This window comes from Pseudomonas capeferrum, from assembly GCF_000731675.1.
GTDB classification, from domain to species: domain Bacteria; phylum Pseudomonadota; class Gammaproteobacteria; order Pseudomonadales; family Pseudomonadaceae; genus Aquipseudomonas; species Aquipseudomonas capeferrum.
In genome coordinates this window covers 354658-372477 of record NZ_JMIT01000004.1, presented here as the reverse complement: position 1 = coordinate 372477, position 17820 = coordinate 354658, and the positions used below count along the sequence as shown (strand labels likewise).

19 protein-coding genes are annotated in these 17820 nt (G+C 64.3%); 12 read left to right on the top strand and 7 right to left on the bottom strand.

Features of this window, described 5'->3' with window-relative positions; translation table 11 throughout:
- Positions 1-184 precede the first annotated feature (184 nt).
- From hmgA to maiA, 3 genes are read left to right on the top strand one after another with little or no spacing between them, the layout of a single operon-like run.
- Positions 185-1486, top strand: coding sequence for a homogentisate 1,2-dioxygenase (gene hmgA, locus PC358_RS23815; RefSeq protein ID WP_033702911.1), 1302 nt, complete (start codon positions 185-187; stop codon positions 1484-1486).
- Between the two features lie 3 nt (positions 1487-1489).
- The gene (fahA, locus tag PC358_RS23810) at positions 1490-2782 is read left to right on the top strand and encodes a fumarylacetoacetase (protein ID WP_033702910.1); all 1293 of its coding nucleotides are present in this window, start codon (positions 1490-1492) and stop codon (positions 2780-2782) included.
- Positions 2783-2794: 12 nt separating this feature from the next.
- Positions 2795-3427, top strand: a complete 633-nt coding sequence (gene maiA / locus PC358_RS23805) for a maleylacetoacetate isomerase (protein ID WP_033702909.1) — start codon at positions 2795-2797, stop codon at positions 3425-3427.
- Here maiA and PC358_RS23800 read toward each other — a convergent pair.
- Positions 3421-4227: a SirB1 family protein gene (locus PC358_RS23800; protein WP_033702908.1), complete on the bottom strand. Its 807-nt coding sequence runs from the start codon at positions 4225-4227 to the stop codon at positions 3421-3423. The two genes, maiA and PC358_RS23800, sit on opposite strands and share 7 nt — an antisense overlap.
- Positions 4228-4352: 125 nt before the next feature.
- On the opposite strand from PC358_RS23800, the gene PC358_RS23795 reads away from it, so the two are divergent.
- Positions 4353-5372: a Leu/Phe/Val dehydrogenase gene (locus tag PC358_RS23795; protein WP_033702907.1), complete on the top strand. Its 1020-nt coding sequence runs from the start codon at positions 4353-4355 to the stop codon at positions 5370-5372.
- A 58-nt stretch (positions 5373-5430) separates the two neighbouring features.
- Here PC358_RS23795 and PC358_RS23790 read toward each other — a convergent pair whose 3' ends face one another.
- Entirely contained in the window at positions 5431-5694 is a 264-nt protein-coding gene (locus PC358_RS23790; protein WP_033702906.1) for a YebG family protein, read from the bottom strand.
- Between the two features lie 232 nt (positions 5695-5926).
- Between PC358_RS23790 and PC358_RS23785 the strand changes: the two genes are divergently transcribed.
- Positions 5927-6397, top strand: a complete 471-nt coding sequence (locus tag PC358_RS23785; RefSeq protein WP_012274137.1) for a phosphate-starvation-inducible protein PsiE — start codon at positions 5927-5929, stop codon at positions 6395-6397.
- Between the two features lie 16 nt (positions 6398-6413).
- On the opposite strand, the gene PC358_RS23780 is transcribed toward PC358_RS23785, so the two are convergent.
- Positions 6414-6704, bottom strand: coding sequence for a DUF3509 domain-containing protein (locus tag PC358_RS23780; RefSeq protein ID WP_033702905.1), 291 nt, complete (start codon positions 6702-6704; stop codon positions 6414-6416).
- A 122-nt stretch (positions 6705-6826) separates the two neighbouring features.
- Positions 6827-7174, bottom strand: coding sequence for an HPF/RaiA family ribosome-associated protein (locus PC358_RS23775; protein ID WP_027595269.1), 348 nt, complete (start codon positions 7172-7174; stop codon positions 6827-6829).
- Between the two features lie 246 nt (positions 7175-7420).
- Here PC358_RS23775 and PC358_RS23770 point away from each other — a divergent pair, with 246 nt between their 5' ends.
- The 6 genes from PC358_RS23770 (at position 7421) to PC358_RS23745 (ending at position 13693) form a co-directional block, all read left to right on the top strand.
- On the top strand, positions 7421-7726 hold the full coding sequence (locus PC358_RS23770; RefSeq protein ID WP_033702904.1) for a DUF3649 domain-containing protein: 306 nt from the start codon (positions 7421-7423) through the stop codon (positions 7724-7726).
- Positions 7723-9300, top strand: a complete 1578-nt coding sequence (locus PC358_RS23765; protein WP_033702903.1) for a PepSY-associated TM helix domain-containing protein — start codon at positions 7723-7725, stop codon at positions 9298-9300. The genes PC358_RS23770 and PC358_RS23765 overlap by 4 nt, the downstream gene beginning before the upstream one ends.
- Positions 9300-9626 (top strand): DUF3325 domain-containing protein, encoded by a 327-nt coding sequence (locus tag PC358_RS23760; RefSeq protein ID WP_033702902.1) that lies wholly within the window; start codon positions 9300-9302, stop codon positions 9624-9626. The genes PC358_RS23765 and PC358_RS23760 overlap by 1 nt, the downstream gene beginning before the upstream one ends.
- A 22-nt stretch (positions 9627-9648) precedes the next feature.
- The gene (locus tag PC358_RS23755; protein ID WP_371856414.1) at positions 9649-10206 is read left to right on the top strand and encodes an RNA polymerase sigma factor; all 558 of its coding nucleotides are present in this window, start codon (positions 9649-9651) and stop codon (positions 10204-10206) included.
- Positions 10203-11186 carry a FecR family protein gene (locus tag PC358_RS23750; protein ID WP_033702900.1) on the top strand — a complete coding sequence of 328 codons (984 nt, stop codon included), beginning with the start codon at positions 10203-10205 and terminating at the stop codon, positions 11184-11186. The genes PC358_RS23755 and PC358_RS23750 overlap by 4 nt, the downstream gene beginning before the upstream one ends.
- 116 nt (positions 11187-11302) lie before the next feature.
- Positions 11303-13693: a TonB-dependent siderophore receptor gene (locus PC358_RS23745; protein WP_033702899.1), complete on the top strand. Its 2391-nt coding sequence runs from the start codon at positions 11303-11305 to the stop codon at positions 13691-13693.
- A gap of 20 nt (positions 13694-13713) precedes the next feature.
- On the opposite strand, the gene PC358_RS23740 is transcribed toward PC358_RS23745, so the two are convergent.
- Positions 13714-14589, bottom strand: coding sequence for a helix-turn-helix domain-containing protein (locus PC358_RS23740; protein ID WP_033702898.1), 876 nt, complete (start codon positions 14587-14589; stop codon positions 13714-13716).
- A 263-nt stretch (positions 14590-14852) separates the two neighbouring features.
- Here PC358_RS23740 and PC358_RS23735 point away from each other — a divergent pair, with 263 nt between their 5' ends.
- Entirely contained in the window at positions 14853-15749 is an 897-nt protein-coding gene (locus PC358_RS23735) for a DMT family transporter (RefSeq protein ID WP_033702897.1), read from the top strand.
- Positions 15750-15758: 9 nt separating this feature from the next.
- Here PC358_RS23735 and PC358_RS23730 read toward each other — a convergent pair whose 3' ends face one another.
- Positions 15759-16733, bottom strand: coding sequence for a 2-hydroxyacid dehydrogenase (locus PC358_RS23730; protein ID WP_033702896.1), 975 nt, complete (start codon positions 16731-16733; stop codon positions 15759-15761).
- A gap of 115 nt (positions 16734-16848) precedes the next feature.
- The gene (locus tag PC358_RS23725; RefSeq protein ID WP_033702895.1) at positions 16849-17796 is read right to left on the bottom strand and encodes a LysR family transcriptional regulator; all 948 of its coding nucleotides are present in this window, start codon (positions 17794-17796) and stop codon (positions 16849-16851) included.
- Between the last annotated feature and the right edge of the window lie 24 nt (positions 17797-17820).

Here is a 17820-nt window from a genome sequence, read left to right as displayed (position 1 = left end):
CGGATTCGTCGAGTGGCGCCTTTATAGCTTGACGCCTTGTCCGTAGCAAATTACGTTATTCGTAATCTGATTACGATAAAAACAATGCAGACGTGCTGCCACCCCAGTGCCTGACCCCGGAAACCGCCGGGCCAGGTCAGCAGCCAGCTGCCAGCAACGGCTCTGCCAGAGCCCGGAGGCATCGATGAACCGCGACACGTCCCCCGACCTTCACTACCTGAGCGGCTTCGGCAACGAGTTTGCCAGCGAAGCACTGCCTGGCGCCTTGCCGGTCGGGCAGAACTCGCCGCAAAAAGCCCCCTATGGGTTGTATGCCGAACTGCTTTCGGGCACGGCCTTCACCATGAGCCGCAGTGAGTTGCGTCGCACCTGGCTGTATCGCATCCGCCCGTCTGCATTGCACCCCCGTTTCGAACGCCTGGCGCGCCAGCCACTGGCTGGGCCGCTGGGTGCGGTCACGCCCAACCGCCTGCGCTGGAACCCGCAACCGATCCCGGCCGAACCCACCGACTTCATCGAAGGCTGGGTGCCGATGGTGGCCAATGCGCCAGCGGACAAGCCGGCGGGTGTGAGCATTTACATCTACAGCGCCAACCGCTCCATGGAGCGCGTGTTCTTCAATGCCGACGGCGAACTGCTGCTGGTGCCGGAACAGGGCCGCCTGCGGATCGCCACCGAGCTTGGGATCATGGACGTCGAGCCTTTGGAAATCGCGGTGATCCCGCGGGGTATGAAGTTTCGCATCGAACTGCTCGATGGCCAGGCTCGTGGCTACCTTGCCGAAAACCATGGCGCGCCGCTGCGTATACCGGACCTCGGGCCGATCGGCAGCAATGGCCTGGCCAACCCGCGTGACTTCCTCACCCCGGTGGCGCACTACGAAGAGGCCGAAGGCCCCGTGCAACTGGTGCAGAAGTTTCTTGGCGAACACTGGGCCTGCGAGCTGCAGCATTCGCCGCTGGACGTGGTCGCCTGGCACGGCAGCAACGTGCCCTACAAATACGACCTGCGCCGCTTCAACACCATTGGCACGGTCAGCTTCGACCACCCCGACCCGTCCATCTTCACGGTGCTGACCTCGCCCACCAGCGTGCATGGCCTTGCCAACATGGACTTCGTGATCTTCCCGCCGCGCTGGATGGTGGCCGAGAACACCTTCCGTCCACCCTGGTTCCACCGCAACCTGATGAACGAGTTCATGGGCCTGATCCAGGGTGCCTACGATGCCAAGGCCGAGGGCTTCCTGCCTGGCGGCGCCTCGCTGCACGGGGTCATGAGCGCCCACGGCCCGGACGCCGATACCTGCGACAAGGCCATCGCCGCCGACCTTGCGCCGCACAAGATCGACAACACCATGGCCTTCATGTTCGAGACCAGCCAAGTGCTGCGTCCGAGCCGCCATGCACTCGAATGCCCGCAATTGCAGGCCGACTACGATAGTTGCTGGGCCACCTTGCCGAGCACCTTCAACCCGAACCGGAGATAACCCATGAACCAGACCGCCATTACCCGTAGCTGGGTCGAGCATGCCAACGGGCACAGCGATTTCCCGCTGCAGAACCTGCCGTTGGGCATCTTCAGTCGGCCGGGTGAAGCGCTGCGCTGCGGCGTGGCCATCGGCGATGCCATTCTTGACCTCGAGGCAGTACTTGCCGCGGGGCTGTTCGAAGGTGAAGCCAAGGCGGCGGCAGAAGCCACCCGCGGCGGTGCGCTGAACGCCTTCTTTGCCCTCGGCCGTGGCGCCCGTGTGGCCCTGCGCGAGCGCTTGCTGGTACTGCTCGGCGAACACAGCGAACACCAGTCGGCGCTCAACGCCGCGCTGTACCCGGCCGCTGATTGCCAACTGCATGTACCGGCCCGCATCGGCGACTACACCGATTTCTATGTCGGCATCGAACACGCCAAAAACGTGGGCAAGCTGTTCCGCCCGGACAACCCGCTGCTGCCCAACTACAAGCACGTGCCAATCGGTTATCACGGCCGTGCGTCGACCATCCGTCCGTCCGGTACCGATGTGCGCCGCCCCAAAGGCCAGACCTTGCCGGCCGGGCACAGCGAGCCGAGCTTCGGCCCCTGCGCACGCCTGGACTACGAGCTGGAGCTGGGTATCTGGATCGGCCAGGGCAACGACATGGGCCAGTCGATCCCGGTGGGTGATGCCGCCGAGCATGTGGCCGGCTTCTGCCTGCTCAACGACTGGTCGGCGCGTGATATCCAGGCCTGGGAATACCAGCCACTGGGGCCGTTCCTGTCCAAGAGTTTCATTACCAGCGTTTCGCCCTGGGTGGTGACCGCCGAAGCCCTCGAGCCGTTCCGCACGGCACAACCGGCGCGCCCGCAAGGCGATCCGCAGCCGTTGTCCTACCTGATGGACGCGCGTGACCAGGCTAATGGCGCATTTGATATCGAGCTTGAAGTGCTGCTGCTCACCGAGCGCATGCGCGAGCAAGGCCTTGCCGCTCACCGCCTGACCCTGAGCAACACCCGCAGCATGTACTGGACCGTGGCGCAGATGGTGGCCCACCACAGCGTCAACGGTTGCCAGCTGCAACCGGGCGACCTGTTCGGGTCGGGCACGCTGTCGGGCGCAACGCCGGGCTCCTTTGGCAGCCTGCTGGAGATCACCGAGGGCGGCAAGCTGCCGGTGGAACTGGCCAGCGGCGAGGTGCGCAAGTTCCTCGAAGACGGCGACGAGATCATCCTGCGCGCCCGGTGCACGCGTGATGGCGTGGCCAGCATTGGTTTCGGCGAATGCCGCGGCACTGTCATCGCGGCCAACTGAGGGGGCAGGGGTATGGAGCTGTACACCTACTACCGTTCCACCTCGTCCTATCGGGTACGCATCGCGCTGGCGCTCAAGGGGCTGGATTACCAGTCACTGCCGGTCAACCTGCTCAAGGGCGAGCAGCGCGATGCGGGCTATGTCGCGGTGAACCCGCAGGGCCGAGTGCCGGCCCTGCGCACCGACAGCGGTGCGCTGTTGGTGCAGTCACCGGCGATCATCGAATACCTGGAAGAGGTTTATCCACAGCCTGCGCTGCTGCCGGACACGGCCGAAGCGCGGGCCAAGGTGCGCGGCGTGGCGGCGATCATCGGTTGCGACATTCACCCGCTGCACAACGTCAGCGTGCTCAACCTGCTGCGCCAGGCCGGCCAGGACGAGGCTCAGGTCAACCAGTGGATCGCGCACTGGATCAGCCAAGGGCTGTCGGCGGTCGAGCAACTGATCGGCGAGCACGGCTTCTGCTTTGGCGCTGAGCCGGGGTTGGCGGATGTCTACCTCCTGCCGCAGCTGTACGCTGCCGAGCGCTTCAACATTGACCTCAGCGGCTACCCGCGGCTGCGTTGCGTTGCGGCACTGGCTGCCCAGCACCCGGCGTTCGCCAAGGCGCACCCCTCGCAGCAGTCCGATACCCCGGTTCAGTGAATGGAATGGGTCGGCGCCGGGAGTTTGCCGATACGTTCGGACAGCTTCAGGCGTTGCACCGGGTCGTCCGTCAGTAGCAGGGCATGCTCCAGGTCGAAGCGCTCGGCCTGCGGGCAATCCAGGGACTGGTACAGCGAAGCGCGGGTGGTGTAGTCGCTGACTTGCACCGGGCCTAGTTGCATGACCCGCTCGGCATCGATCAGCGCGGCCAGGTGGTTGTCGTTGCTGATGTGCAACTGGCGCAGGTTGCGTGACAGGCGTTGCAGCATCTGCCGTGGGCTGGCCGTGCGCATGTGCTCTGCGTTCAGCGGCACGTGCGGGCCGAACTGGCGGGCAAGCAGGTCACGGCAATCGCTTGGGTACAGGCGCCTGCCACCGCAGGGGTCAAGCAGGTGGTCGGCGCCGGGCACGCGCAGCAGGAAGTGGCCGGGGAAGCCCACGCCTTCCAGCGGGATGGACAGGCGCCCCGCCAGCTCCAGCGCCAGAATGGCCAGGGTCAACGGTTGGCCACGGCGGCGTTGCAAGACGTTGTTCAGCAACGCCGCTTGGGGCCGCAATGGGTGATATTCGTCTTGCTGAAAACCCAATGCATTGAGTTGGCGCAGCAGCGGCTGGGCCAGTTCGCACAGGGGCAGCATCGGCAGGTTGGCGTTGATCTCGCGGTGCAGGTCGTGCAGCAGGGCGAGGCTGTGCGCGGGCTCGACAGCAGCGTCGTGCTCGGCGGCAATCCACAATGCGGCTTCCAGCAGGGCGACAGGCTCGCGTTCCAGGCAGGCCAGGCAGGCTTGACGTGGCTTCATGGGGGGATCTCCACACACGTTTAACTATTAGCCGTGGCGCGCTGTTTCGTCCAGTGGTCTGACCAAGGCTCTACCCTCGCGGGCGTGCCTATACTGCTAGGAGCACCTCGTTGGGGAGCCCGCCGATGTTCGCACTCATGCAAAGTACCCGTACCCAATCGTTGCACTTGTTCATCGACCCGCCCACGGGGCTCAAGGCCGTGGTGGTTATCCACAGCGAGCAACTGGGCCCCGCCATGGGCGGGTGTCGCTACCTGCCTTACGCCGATGACGAGAGCGCCATGACCGACGCGATCCGCCTGGCCCAGGGCATGAGCTACAAGGCCGCGCTGGCGGGGTTGCCGCTGGGGGGGGGCAAGGCGGTGATCATGCGCAACCCCCATGTCGAAAACCGCGCAGCGCTGTTCGAGGCGTTCGGCCGTTTCGTCGACACCCTGCAGGGGCGTTTCATTACCGCCGTAGACAGCGGTACCTCAACCGTGGACATGGACTGCATCGCCCAGAGTACGCCGCATGTGACCAGCACCACAGCCTCGGGTGACCCTTCACCGCATGCCGCCATGGGGGTGTTCGCGGGTATTCGCGCCACGTCCTATGCCCGCCTGGGCAGCTACAACCTGGAAGGCTTGCGCGTTGCGGTGCAAGGCTTGGGCAACGTTGGCTATGCCTTGGCCGAGCAGTTGCACGCGGCGGGTGCGGAGCTGCTGGTGAGTGACCTGGACCCTGGACGTGTGCGACTGGCGGTCGAGCAGTTCAATGCGCACCCGGTGACCAACGATGCCTTGATCAGCACCCCCTGCGATATCTTCGCCCCTTGTGGCGTGGGGCCGGTGCTCAACGGGCAGAGCGTGATGCAACTGCGTTGCGCGGCGGTGGCGGGGGCGGCGAACAATCAGCTGACTACCCTGCAGGTGGCCGACCAGTTGGAGTCGCGCGGCATCTTGTATGCGCCTGACTATGTCATCAATGCCGGTGGGCTGATCTATGTGGCATTGACCCATCGGGGTGAGGACCTGAGCACCATCACAGCGCACCTGGCGCGTATTCCCACGCGGCTGACCGAAGTGTTTGGCCATGCCCAGGCGGAGAAACGTTCGCCGGCGCGGGTGGCACAGATGCTGGCGGAGCGGTTGCTCTACGGTTGAGTGCGGCGTTGTTGCCTGTGGGAGCGGTTAAACCTGCTCCCCCAAATGCCGCGCGATACTATTCGGCTGCTTGGCCATCGAGCAGCTCGGCCAAAGCGTCTGGCTGGCTCTTGAACGCCCGGGCGAACACATCGCGGTTCTTGGCCATGTAGATACCGGCTTCTTCGACCTGCTGCTCGGTCAGCGATGGCACTGCCTTGTGCAGCACTTCGGCCAGGCGCTCGGCCAGTTCGAGCATCTTGTCGTGACGATCTGCTTCGGCCTTATCCATGAACAAGCGCTCCGGGTCGCGGCTGCTGCGGTACACCACTTCGACGGCCATTCATCACCTCTATGCCTTTTTGCTGGTTGGGTTGCGTTTTACTGTATCTATATACAGTAATGGCATCGGGCATCGTTGCGCAACCAGAATCTTGCGCAAAAGCGTAGCCCACAGGTGCCTTGCGGCAATCGGTCGCCTTCCAAAGCGGGGGGCCTGGCCCTTTAACTGCAAGGCACAAGCGTCACAGAGGTGGCGCATCATCCTTCATGGCGTATCGGGGAATGGGACAATCGTGAACATCAAATGGGCTGAAAAGCTGCGCAAGGGCCTGCACGGCTCGGCCGACTCACTGGGCAACCTGTGCGTCGAGGCATTCCATTATCTGGCGCTGTTCGGCATTGGTGCCATCACTGCCTACGCGGCGGTGGTGACGTTTCTGGACATGCTCGGCAAGGGCGGGGTCAGTGTCGATGACATCTTGCTGCTGTTCATCTACCTGGAGCTGGGGGCGATGGTGGGGATCTACTTCAAGACCAACCACATGCCCATCCGCTTCCTGCTGTACGTGGCGATCACTGCGCTAACGCGCCTGCTGATCGGCGATGTCTCGCATCACAAGGCGCCGGATGAGGGCCTGCTGTACCTGTGCGGTGGCATCCTGCTGCTGGCGTTCTCGATCCTGGTGGTGCGCTACGCCTCGTACCGCTATCCCTCGACCAAGGTGCTGGATGCCAACGGCAAGGAAGTGGAGGAGGGCAAGTAAAACCCCTGGCCAAACCCTAGTTGGCCACGAAGTGACGCGGCGCGTGTTGCGCATCACGGGTCAGCGCGGCAAGCACCTGCATGGGGTTCTGGCCGAGTTCTATGGCCAGGCCCAGGCGGATGCTGTCGATGACCCGCTGCAGGCGCACCGGGTCGTTGCGCTGGGCCTGGCTGATCAGGCGCTTGGCGACCACGCCGGCGTCGTCGGACAGGGTCAGCATGATGCTGCCATCGAGGTTGGCGATGCTCAGGTTGACCCGGTACTCGGGGGCGAAGGCGGCGCTGATGAGTTCGAATGGGTTGTTCATGGTCATGCTTCTGCAGCAAATGGATTGCACAGGTTGACCGGACAAAAACCTCGTTGGTTCAGCGCCGTTGATCGGCAGAAACGAAAACGCCCGGCTCTAGGCCGGGCGTTTTGTTGTAACCATCAGGCGTCTGGGTCACTCAGTTCCAGCACACCGCGCTTGCTGCGCAGCTTGCCGTAGAAGTGTTCCAGCGCATGGTTGAGCTTGGTGGCGGCACCATCGACCGCCTGGTCCAGCGAGGTGGCGGTGTGGGTCACGGAAATCGGCTGGTGGCCTTTCGGGCGAGCCTCCATTTGGCAACGTTTGTCATGCGGTCCGGGCTTGGCGCCGTTCTCGTCGCGCAGGTGGACCTCGATGCGGGTGAGGTCGTCCTCGTAACGTTCGAGTGAGCTTTCCAGCGTACTGCGGACCCACTCGTCGAGCCGGGCGTTACCTTCGATATGGTTGCTGCTGTTGACCTGGATTTGCATGATTCAATCCTTATTCAGCTTGCTCGCATGGAGGCGTGCCTAGGCCCTTGAGACCCTTGGAATTTCTGCGCCTCTTGACTCTAAGGTCAGGCAACCGAGGCATGATTTCAAGCCCTTTTTGAAAATAAATTTCTTGTTGCAAATGCACGTTGAGGGCCGCGCAACCTCCTGCGCAACAGGCAATGCTTTGCTTATGAGAATTGAAATCATTACTATTGCAGCCCCGAAAATGCCCGGACCTCCGCCATGAAGAGCAAAGCCGCCGGCCTCCCACTCAGCTACCGCCTGGCCGTGGCTTCACGTTGCCTGGCCGCGTTGTTGGGCGGTTATCTGCTGGCGTCCATGGCCAGTGTCTGCATCGCGTTGCTGGCGCCCCTGTCACGGGTAGACGCGACGCTCATCGGCTTGCTGCTGTCGTTCGTCTTCTACCTGCTGGCCTTCATCTGGTGCTTTGCTTGCCGCAGCGCCTGGCGTGCCTGGCTGGGCGTGCTGTTGCCCAGCCTGCTGATGGCCATGGCCAGCGGGATTGCCTACTGGATGAAAACCCCATGAAAGAAGGCTTCCGCCAGGCCATGGCCTGGCTGCACACCTGGACCGGCCTGATCTTCGGCTGGCTGCTGTTTGCCATCTTCCTCACCGGCACGCTGTCCTACTTCAAGGAAGAGATCAACCACTGGTCCCAGCCCGAAGTGCGCCGCCATGCGCTCGACCCGGTCAACAGCCTAGGCCTGGCCCAGCGCTACCTGGAGGCCAATGCCGCGCACGCCGGCAGTTGGATGATCCGTTTGCCTAATGCCCGCGAGGCTGCGCTGAGCGTGAGCTGGCGTGACCCCGAGGCCGGGCGGCGCGGCTTTGTCAGCAAAAGCCTCGACGCGCAGACCGGCCAGCCGGTCGAGGCCCGCGACAGCCGCGGCGGCGAGTTCTTCTACCGTTTCCACTTCCAGCTCGAGATGCCGTATCCGTTTGGCCGTTGGCTGTCGACCTTCTGTGCCTTCATCATGCTGGTAGGCCTGGTCACCGGGATCATCACCCACAAGAAGATCTTCAAGGAGTTCTTCACCTTCCGCCCTGGCAAGGGCCAGCGCTCGTGGCTGGACGGGCACAACGCAATCGGTGTGCTGGTGCTGCCGTTCCACCTGATGATCAGCTACAGCAGCCTGGTGCTGTTCATGTACATGGTGATGCCTGCCGGCATTCTGGCCAGCTACAGCGGCAACACCGGCGATTACTTCAACGAGCTGTTCGGCCGTGACGATCCACCCAAGGCGGCCAACGTCGCGACGCCGCTGGTGCCGTTGCCGACGCTGTACGCCAAGGTTCAGGAACAAGTGCCAGGTGCGCGTATCGGCTACATCCAGCTGCACAACCCCGGCGACAGCAATGCCCAGGTCACCTTCACCCAGGCCTCCGCCGACAACATCGCCTACAAGCGCAGCGCCAAGTGGACCTTCGACGGCACCAACGGCGCGCTGCTGAGCCAAGGTGCGCCGGAGAGCGGCGCGATGGCGACGGCCTTCAGCTTCGCCGGCCTGCACATGGGCAATTTCGCGGGTCCCTGGCTGCGCTGGCTGTACTTCGTGTTCGGTGTGGCCGGCACGGCGGTGATCGGCACAGGCCTGGTGATGTGGCTGGGCAAGCGTCAGCTCAAGCATGCCAAGAGCGAGCACATGCCAAGCGAGTTGCGCCTGGTCGAGGTGCTCAACATTGCCAGCATGAGCGGCCTGCTGCTGGCGGTGGCGGGGTTCTTCTGGGCCAACCGGCTGGTTCCTGTGGCGTTGGAAGGCCGCGCCGACTGGGAGGTCAACGCCTTCTTCCTGGCCTGGCTGCTGTCGCTGGTGCATGCCGTGTTGCGTCCCGGGCGTCGCGCCTGGGGTGAGCAACTGGCGCTGGGCGCGCTGGCGTTCGCCTTGCTACCACTGGTCAATGGCCTGACCACCGGCCAGGGCCTGGATCATTCGCTGCAGGTTGGCGACTGGGCCATGGCCGGGTTCGATCTCACGGCATTGGCCGTCGGCCTGTTCCTGGCCTGGGCGGCCAGCAAGATGCTGCGCGCCCCCAAACCTGTGGCCAAGCGCGCCTCGCGCGCGGCAAAAAAACCGACTGCTGACGTGGTCGAGGTAGGCTGATGCTAGGTATTGCGCTGATCGGCTTCGCAGGCTTCGCTGCCCTGTGCCTGGCCATGGAAAAACACTTCAGCGACCTGCTTGGGTGCAAGCCGCGCCCGCAACAGGTGCGCTTGCTGCGCGTCGCTGGCTGGCTGCTGCTGATGCTGTCGCTGGTACTCAGCGTGCACCTGCGGGGCTGGGGCCATGGCCTGGTGGAGTGGATCGCGGTGTTGATGGCGGGGGTGACCCTCTGGGTGTTCGTCCTGCCGTACCAGCCACGTCTGTTGCTGGGCCTGGCCGCCGCCAGCCTGGTGCTGGGCCCGCTGCTGGCTGTGCTGGCGGGGTGACCGCTTGAGCCAGCCGCAAGACATGCGCGAACCTGACGCCGACAGCGCCAGCGGGCGTGCGCGTTTCGTTCAGGTGTTCCTGGCGCAGCGGGCGCGCATGGAAGCGTTGGTCAACCGCCGCGTCGGCTGCCGGGCCACGGCATCGGACCTGGTGCAGGAGTTGTTCCTGCGTTTCTGGCGCCGCCCCGAGGTCAAGGTCGAGGCACTGGACACCTACCTGCTGCGCTGTGCCGGCAACCTCGCCATCGACCACTTGCGCAGTGAAAGCAGCCGCGAGCGCGTGGCAGAAGCCACCCACGCCGTGGATGAGCAAGCCAGCGCCGCGGAGCCTGAGCAAGCCTTGGAGGTCGATCACGACCTGCAACGCATCGAAGCCGCATTGCGTGCCTTGCCCGCGCGTACGCGTCAGATCTTTCTGCTCAACCGCATCCACGGCTGCACGTACAGCGAGATTGCCACGGCCATGCAACTGTCCCAGAGCGCTGTGGAAAAGCATATGATGCGCGCCCTCGAAGCGTGCAAGGCGAGTATCGCCGAGCCCGCGTCCACCATGCGCAGGCCAGGGAGCGCCCGTCGATGAGCCGTCCGAATTCGATCACTGCCGCGCAGTCACAAGCCGCCCTGCAGTGGCTGATCCGCATCAACGAGCAGCCTGAGCAAGCCCAGGGCGCAGCGTTCAAACGTTGGTTACTGGCCGACCCGGGGCATCGCGAAGCCTATGCCCAGGCCAAGGCGCTGTGGCAGATGAGCGCGGTGCCGGCGGCGCGGTTGGCCGATGAAGAGCGCGAAGGCCTGCAGCAGTACCTGGATGCCATCGCCCGGCCACCTGCCCAAGGCCGTTGGCGGCAACGTGTCTCCGCCTTGGCGGCGGCAGCCTGCCTGGTGCTGGCGGTCGGCGTTGTGGGCGGTTGGCACCCCGGCTTCTGGTTGCAGGACCTGCAGGCCGACTACAGCAGCACAGGGCACGTCCGCCAGCTGACCCTGGCCGACAAATCGCAAGTGACACTGGACGCGGGCAGCGCCATTTCGGTCGACTTTGCGCACGGCGAGCGGCGAGTACGGCTGCTGCGCGGGGCGGCGTTCTTTCAGGTCACCCACACGGGTGAGCCGTTTCTGGTAGCCGCCGCGGGCGGCGAGGTGCGGGTGCTGGGCACCCAGTTCGAGGTGCGTGAGCACGGTGATGGCGCGCAAGTCACGGTGCGCAGTGGGCGTGTGGCGGTGACGCCGGTGCAAGGCGAGGTTGCCCGAGAACTGACGGCCAATCAGCAACTGGCCTACGTTGGCGGCCGGGCGGGCAGCACCCAGAGCGTGGACAGCGAGAGCCGCCTGGCTTGGCGCCAGGGCTGGCTGAATTACTATCAGGTGCCGCTGGCGCAGGTGGTCGAAGACCTTGGGCGCTATTACCCGGGGCGCATCCTGTTGCTTGATGGAGCGTTGGGGCAGCGCAAGGTCAGTGGCAGTTTCCCGGTGCAGGAGCCTTTGGCGGCGCTCGACTCGCTCGGCAAGGTGATGGGCTTTTCGCGGCAGACCGTATTGGGGCGTTTGACCCTTGTCCGCTAGGCACCGGTCGCGCAAAAATTTTTCAGATAACGGATGAGGTAACAGGGCGTGGCATCCGTGTAATGAGTGGAAGTGCGATTCATTCGCAGTCAATACCCACTTACAGGTCAGCGTCCATGAAGTTCACCCCGCGTTGCGTCCCCCTCTGGCTCGGTCTTGCAGTGTTCCCGGTCATCGCCATCGCACCGCTGGCCAGGGCCGCCGAGCAGATGCAGGCGTACACCTTCGCCCAACCGAGCCAGCCCCTGGCCCCGGCGCTCAATGCTTTCAGCCGTGCCACCGGCCAGAGCGTGGTCTACACCCTCGAGCTTCCAGGCGTGCAAGCACCCGCCCTCAACGGTACGTTCAGCGCCGAGCAGGCGCTGCAGCAATTGCTGGGCACCTCCGGCCTGGCCTGGCGCCGCGTCGATGCGCGCACCCTGACCCTTGAAGCCGTGGGCACCGATGGGGCACTGAACCTGCAGGCCACCACTGTGACCTCGCAAATGGACGCTTACAGCTACCAGCCCCCGGCCAGTGCCTCGATCATGCGTGGCCAAGGCCCGAACCAGGACATCCCCCAGGCGATCAACGTAGTCCCGGCCCAGGTCATCCGTGACCAGGCCCCACGTAACCTCGATGACGCCTTGACCCATGTCAGCGGCATTACCCAGGGCAATAACTTCGGCGGCACCTCCGACACCGTGATGAAGCGCGGCTTCGGTGACAACCGCGACGGTTCGATCATGCGTGACGGCATGCCCATCGTGCAGGGCCGCAGCCTCAACGCCAATACCGAGCGGGTCGAGGTGCTCAAGGGGCCGGCCTCGTTGCTGTATGGCATCCAGGACCCGGGCGGGGTCATCAACGTGGTCAGCAAGCGCCCGCAACTGCAGCAGTACAACGCCCTGACCGTGCGCGGCTCGACCTATGGCAGCGGCAAGAACGGCAGCGGCGGCGGCTTCGACAGCACCGGGGCACTGGGCGACAGCCCGTTCGCCTACCGGCTGATCGTCGATCATGAGGATGAAGATTACTGGCGCAACTTCGGCGTGCACCGTGAATCGCTGGTGGCGCCGTCGCTGGCCTGGCTGGGCGAGGACACCCAGGTGGTGCTGGCCTACGAGCACCGCGAGTTTCGCTACCCGTTCGACCGCGGCACGGCATTTGGCAGCAACGGCCACCCGTTGGACATACCGGCCACGCGTCGCCTGGACGAGCCGTTCAACGACATGCAAGGGCGCTCCGACCTGTACCGCCTGGAGGTCGACCATCAACTGGCCGATGACTGGAAGCTGCACTTCGGCTACAGCTTCAACCGCGAAACCTACGATGCCAGCCAGGTCCGTGTGACCGGTGTAAACGAGGCCAAGGGCACGCTGACGCGCAGCATCGATGGCACCCACAACGCCATGAGCCGCGACCAGTTCGCCACCGTCAGCCTGGCGGGCAACGTCGAGCTGGGCGGCCTGCAGCATGACCTGCTGCTCGGTATCGATCACGAAGACCGCAAGGTGTTTCGTGGCGACCTGATTCGCCAGACCGCGCAGTCCAGCTTCAGCTATGTGAACCCGGTGTATGGCCAGGAAGTGGAGGGCAGCAGCGTGCGCGCCAGCGACAGCGACCAGACCGACAAACTGCGCACCGATGCCCTGTTCATGCAGGACGCGGTGCACCTGGACGACCACTGGATTGTGGTGGCCGGCGCGCGCTTCCAGCAGTTCGACCAGTACGCCGGGCGCGGCCGCCCGTTCAAGGCCAATACCGACACCAGCGGCCAGGCCTGGGTGCCGCATGCCGGCATCGTCTACAAGGTCGATGACCAGCTGTCGTTCTATGGCAGTTACAGCGAGTCGTTCAAGCCCAACTCCAGCATTGCGCCGCTGACCGGCGGCGTGGTGCTGGACGCCTCGGTGGCGCCGGAGGAGGGCAAGTCGTGGGAGCTGGGCGCCAAGCTCGACATGCCGGGCAGCCTGACCGGTACCCTGGCGCTGTTCGACATCACCAAGCGCAACGTGCTGGTGGCCAATTTCGACAGCGGCACCGGCGAGACGGTCTACAGCAATGCCGGTGAGGTCAATTCACGCGGTGTCGAGCTGGACCTGACCGGGCAGCTCAGCGAACGCTGGAGCCTGATCGGCAGCTATGCCTTTACCGATGCCAAGGTGACCAAAGACCCTGACCTTGAAGGCAACCGCCTGCAGAACGTGGCCAGGCACAGCGGCTCGTTGTCGGCGGTGTATGACTTTGGCAGCCTGTTCGGCGCTGACCGCCTGCGCTTGGGTGCCGGGGCCCGTTATGTTGGCGAGCGTGCGGGGAATGCGACCAACACCTTCGACCTGCCGAGCTATACCGTGGCCGATGCCTTTGCCACGTATGAGACCAAGCTCGACGAACACAACGTGCGCCTGCAACTGAATGTGAAGAACCTGTTCGACAAGGTGTACTACAGCTCGGCGGTGAACCAGTACTTCGTGGCGGTGGGGGATGCGCGGCAGGTGAGCCTTTCCAGCACCTTGGAATTCTGAAGGGCTGCGCAGCGGCCCCATCAAAGGGTGAAGGCTGCACGATAGGCGCCGGGTGTCGCCCCGAGTGCCTGACGAAACCGGTTGCTGAAATGGCTGGCACTGGCAAACCCGCACAGCAACGCAACCTCGCCCAGTGGCAACTGGCCCAGGCGCAGCAACTGGCAAGCCCGATGCAGCCGCCGAGCCAGCAGGTACTGGTGCGGCGGCAAGCCGAAACTGCTGCGGAACATCCGCGCAAAGTGGTACTCGGACAAATTGCAGCGCACCGCCAGCTCGCCGAGGGTGATGGGCTGGTCCAGGTGCGCCTCGATGTATTCGACCAACTGTCGACGCAGGCTCGGCGCCAGCCCACCTTTCAACCGCAAGCCCTCACGTAGCCCAACCTGGCTGAGCACCGCGTGGTCGACGATCTCGTGCGCCAGGCTGCTGGCCAGCAAGCGCTCGCCGGGTTCATCCCAGTCCAGGCTGATTAATTGGTGAAAGCGCAGCGCCTGCTGCGGGTCGTCGAGAAACGTCGCCTCCTGCAACTGCATCTCGCGCGGTTCGCGGTCCAGCAGGCGCACACAGCCGAGGGCGAACTGTGCCTCGCTGATGTACAGGTGGGCCAGGCGGATCTCGCCATTGACCACCCAGTTCGACTCGTGGCCGGCCGGCATGACGCACAGCTTGTTCGGCGCGCCCTTGTCGGCCGGGCGCTGGCGGCGAAACGTGCCGGTGCCATCGGCGATGTAGCACGACAGTGTGTGATGGCTTGGCGCCTGGTAGTCGCGGGCATCGTCGCGGTTTCGCCACAGTGCCGCAGCCAGGCCGTCTCCCAGGTGCGCGCTCAGCTCCAGACGGGCATGGGGCGAGGCGTGCATGGCGTTGAACACTTGCAACTGGGACAGTGGGGTCATGGGCGATTCCTCTGAGCGCCATCGTACTGCGAGTTGGCCGCGCAGGCAGCTAGCTGCAGTACAAAAGCGCAAGTTTGTGCAAGCGCGAAGGGGCCAGCAGGGCGAACACTGAGGGCCTCGGCGAGGGTTGCGCCCTCGATTCGCGGGGCAAGCCCGCTCCCACGGATGCGCCGCAGGTTTCGAGGCTGGGCGGTACCAGTGGGAGCGGGCTTGCCCCGCGAAGCGCCGGGCACCGATCTCGAAAGGCCCAAGGAACCACCGCCATGAACCTGTCCCTGTACTTGCTCACCGTCCTGATCTGGGGCACCACGTGGATCGCCCTGAAACTGCAACTGGGCGTGGTCGCCATCCCCGTATCGATCGTCTACCGCTTCGCCTTGGCCGGGCTGATCCTGTTCGCCATCCTGCTGCTCACCCGCCGCCTGCAACCGATGAGCCGCCGCGGCCACCTCATTTGCCTGGCGCAGGGCTTGTGCCTGTTCTGCGTCAACTTCATGTGCTTTCTCACCGCCAGCCAGTGGATCGCCAGCGGCCTGATCGCCGTGGTGTTCTCTACCGCGACCTTGTGGAACGCACTCAATGCGCGGGTGTTCTTCGGCCAGAAGATCGCCGCCAATGTGCTGGGCGGCGGCGCTTTGGGGCTGCTGGGCCTGGGCCTGCTGTTCTGGCCCGAACTCGGCCACCATGCGGCCAGTCGTGAAACCTTGTACGGCCTCGGCCTGGCGCTGCTCGGCACGCTGTGCTTCTCGGCTGGCAACATGCTGTCGAGCATGCAGCAGAAGGCCGGGCTCAAACCCATGACCACCAATGCCTGGGGCATGGTCTATGGCGCGGCGATGCTGACCGTGTATTGCCTGTTCAACGGCATCCCTTTCGCCATGGAATGGAACACCCGCTACATCGGCTCGTTGATGTACCTGGTAATCCCGGGTTCGGTGATCGGCTTCACCGCCTACCTGACCCTGGTCGGGCGCATGGGGCCGGAGCGGGCAGCCTATTGCACGGTGCTGTTCCCGTTGGTGGCGTTGAACGTGTCGGCGTTTGCCGAAGGGTACCAATGGACGGCCCCAGCGTTGCTGGGGCTCGTCGCGGTAATGGCGGGTAACGTGCTGGTGTTTCGCAAGCCTTCGCTCAAGCCAGCTGCCGTGTTGGCACGCTAGGTGGAAACCTCAGCCCTTCCACACCTGCGGGTTAACCAGGTCGCGCGGCCGCTCGCCCAGCAGCGCCGCACGCAGGTTGTCCATTGCCCGGTTGGCCATGGCCTCACGGGTTTCGGCGGTGGCCGATCCGATGTGCGGCAGGGTCAGGGCATTGGGCAGCTTGAACAGCGGCGACTCGCTCAGCGGCTCTTTTTCGTACACATCCAGGCCGGCGCCGCGAATAGTGCCGTTTTGTAGTGCCTCGACCAGCGCCGCTTCATCGACCACCGGGCCGCGGGCAATGTTGATCAGGAAGGCACTTGGCTTCATCAGCTTCAGCTCACGGGCCCCGATCAGCTTGCGGGTTGCCTCGGACAACGGCACCACGATGCAGACGAAATCGGCTTCGGCCAGCAGTTGTTCCAGGCTGCGCAACTGCGCACCCAGCTCTTGCTCCAGCGCGGTCTTGCGGCTGTTGCCGGCATAGATCACCGGCATGTTGAAACCGAACCGCCCGCGACGGGCAATGGCGGCGCCGATGTTGCCCATGCCGACGATACCCAAGGTTTTGCCATGCACATCGCTGCCGAAGTGGGCCGGGCCGACGGTGGCCTGCCACTGGCCGGCCTTGGTCCAGGCATCGAGCTCGGCCGTGCGCCGGGCGCAGCCCATGATCAGCGAGAAGCCGAGGTCCGCGGTGCTTTCGGTCAGCACGTCGGGGGTGTTGGTCAGGGCGATGCCGCGTTCGTTGAAGTAGTCGACGTCATAGTTGTCGTAGCCGACCGAGACGCTGGACACCACCTCAAGCTTGGCCGCGCCCTCAAGCTGCGCACGGCCAAGCTTGCGGCCGACGCCGATCAGCCCGTGGGCCTCGGGCAGGGCTTCGTTGAACTGGGCGCTGATGTCGCCGAGCTTGGGGTTCGGCAGGATTACGTTGAAGTCTTGCTGCAGGCGCTCGGCCATGGCCGGGGTGATACGGCTGAAGGCCAGGACGGTCTTTTTCATCGGGCAACTTCCACAAGAAAAGCTACAAGCTACAAGCTTCAAGCCACAAGAAAAAGCCGCGCTTGCGACGATCTGCTTTTTCTTGCGGCTTGAAGCTTATGGCTTGCAGCTGCTTTCAGTTGGCGATCAGCACCTGATGGGTTTTCAGGTCTGCCTCATGGGCTGCAAGAATTTCCGGCAGCGAGTTGCGCAGGTACTCGACCCAGGTCTTGATCTTGGCATCCAGGTACTGGCGCGACGGGTAGATGGCGTACAGGTTCAGCTCCTGCAACCGGTACTCGGGCAGCACCCGTACCAGGCTGCCATCACGCAGGCCCTCGATGGCCGAATAGATCGGCAGCACGCCCACCCCCATGCCGCTGCGGATTGCGGTTTTCATGGCGTCTGCCGTGTTCACCTGGAACGGCGAGGTGCTGATGTTGACCATTTCCTGGCCTTCCGGGCCGTCGAACAGCCACTTTTCCAGCGGAATCACTGGGCTGACCATGCGCAGGCAGGCGTGCTTGAGCAGGTCGGCAGGCTTGTGCGCGATGCCGTTGCGCGCGATGTAGGCGGGCGAGGCGCAGACGATGCTGTAGGTGATGCCCAGGCGCTGCGACACGAAGCCCGAGTCCGGCAGCTCGGTGGCCAGCACAATGGATACGTCGTAGCCTTCGTCGAGCAGGTCCGGCACGCGGTTGGCCATGGTCAGGTCGAAGGTCACGTCCGGGTGCGATTCGCGATAGCGGGCGATGGCATCGACCACGAAGTGCTGGCCGACCCCCGTCATCGAGTGAACCTTCAACTGCCCGGCCGGGCGGGCATGGGCGTCGCTGGCCTCGGCTTCGGCTTCTTCAACGTAGGTAAGAATCTGTTCGCAGCGCATCAGGTAGCGCTTGCCAGCCTCGGTCAACGCGATGCGGCGGGTGGTGCGGTTGAGCAGCCGTGTTTGCAGATGGGCTTCCAGATTGGAGACCGCCCGCGACACGTTCGCGGTGGTCGTATCCAGCTGCGCCGCCGCAGCCGTGAAGCTGCCAAGTTGGGCTACGCAACTGAAAGCACGCATATTTTGCAGGGTGTCCATGGGTCGCTCTCAAGGTAGAGGACA

Bases quoted from the DNA above. Each gene is read 5' to 3' on its own strand.
- hmgA (WP_033702911.1), top strand. From the start codon at position 185: ATGAACCGCGACACGTCCCCCGACCTTCACTACCTGAGCGGCTTCGGC.
- fahA (WP_033702910.1), top strand. From the start codon at position 1,490: ATGAACCAGACCGCCATTACCCGTAGCTGGGTCGAGCATGCCAACGGG.
- maiA (WP_033702909.1), top strand. From the start codon at position 2,795: ATGGAGCTGTACACCTACTACCGTTCCACCTCGTCCTATCGGGTACGC.
- PC358_RS23800 (WP_033702908.1), bottom strand. From the start codon at position 4,227: ATGAAGCCACGTCAAGCCTGCCTGGCCTGCCTGGAACGCGAGCCTGTC.
- PC358_RS23795 (WP_033702907.1), top strand. From the start codon at position 4,353: ATGTTCGCACTCATGCAAAGTACCCGTACCCAATCGTTGCACTTGTTC.
- PC358_RS23790 (WP_033702906.1), bottom strand. From the start codon at position 5,694: ATGGCCGTCGAAGTGGTGTACCGCAGCAGCCGCGACCCGGAGCGCTTG.
- PC358_RS23780 (WP_033702905.1), bottom strand. From the start codon at position 6,704: ATGAACAACCCATTCGAACTCATCAGCGCCGCCTTCGCCCCCGAGTAC.
- PC358_RS23775 (WP_027595269.1), bottom strand. From the start codon at position 7,174: ATGCAAATCCAGGTCAACAGCAGCAACCATATCGAAGGTAACGCCCGG.
- PC358_RS23770 (WP_033702904.1), top strand. From the start codon at position 7,421: ATGAAGAGCAAAGCCGCCGGCCTCCCACTCAGCTACCGCCTGGCCGTG.
- PC358_RS23765 (WP_033702903.1), top strand. From the start codon at position 7,723: ATGAAAGAAGGCTTCCGCCAGGCCATGGCCTGGCTGCACACCTGGACC.
- PC358_RS23760 (WP_033702902.1), top strand. From the start codon at position 9,300: ATGCTAGGTATTGCGCTGATCGGCTTCGCAGGCTTCGCTGCCCTGTGC.
- PC358_RS23755 (WP_371856414.1), top strand. From the start codon at position 9,649: ATGCGCGAACCTGACGCCGACAGCGCCAGCGGGCGTGCGCGTTTCGTT.
- PC358_RS23750 (WP_033702900.1), top strand. From the start codon at position 10,203: ATGAGCCGTCCGAATTCGATCACTGCCGCGCAGTCACAAGCCGCCCTG.
- PC358_RS23745 (WP_033702899.1), top strand. From the start codon at position 11,303: ATGAAGTTCACCCCGCGTTGCGTCCCCCTCTGGCTCGGTCTTGCAGTG.
- PC358_RS23740 (WP_033702898.1), bottom strand. From the start codon at position 14,589: ATGACCCCACTGTCCCAGTTGCAAGTGTTCAACGCCATGCACGCCTCG.
- PC358_RS23735 (WP_033702897.1), top strand. From the start codon at position 14,853: ATGAACCTGTCCCTGTACTTGCTCACCGTCCTGATCTGGGGCACCACG.
- PC358_RS23730 (WP_033702896.1), bottom strand. From the start codon at position 16,733: ATGAAAAAGACCGTCCTGGCCTTCAGCCGTATCACCCCGGCCATGGCC.
- PC358_RS23725 (WP_033702895.1), bottom strand. From the start codon at position 17,796: ATGGACACCCTGCAAAATATGCGTGCTTTCAGTTGCGTAGCCCAACTT.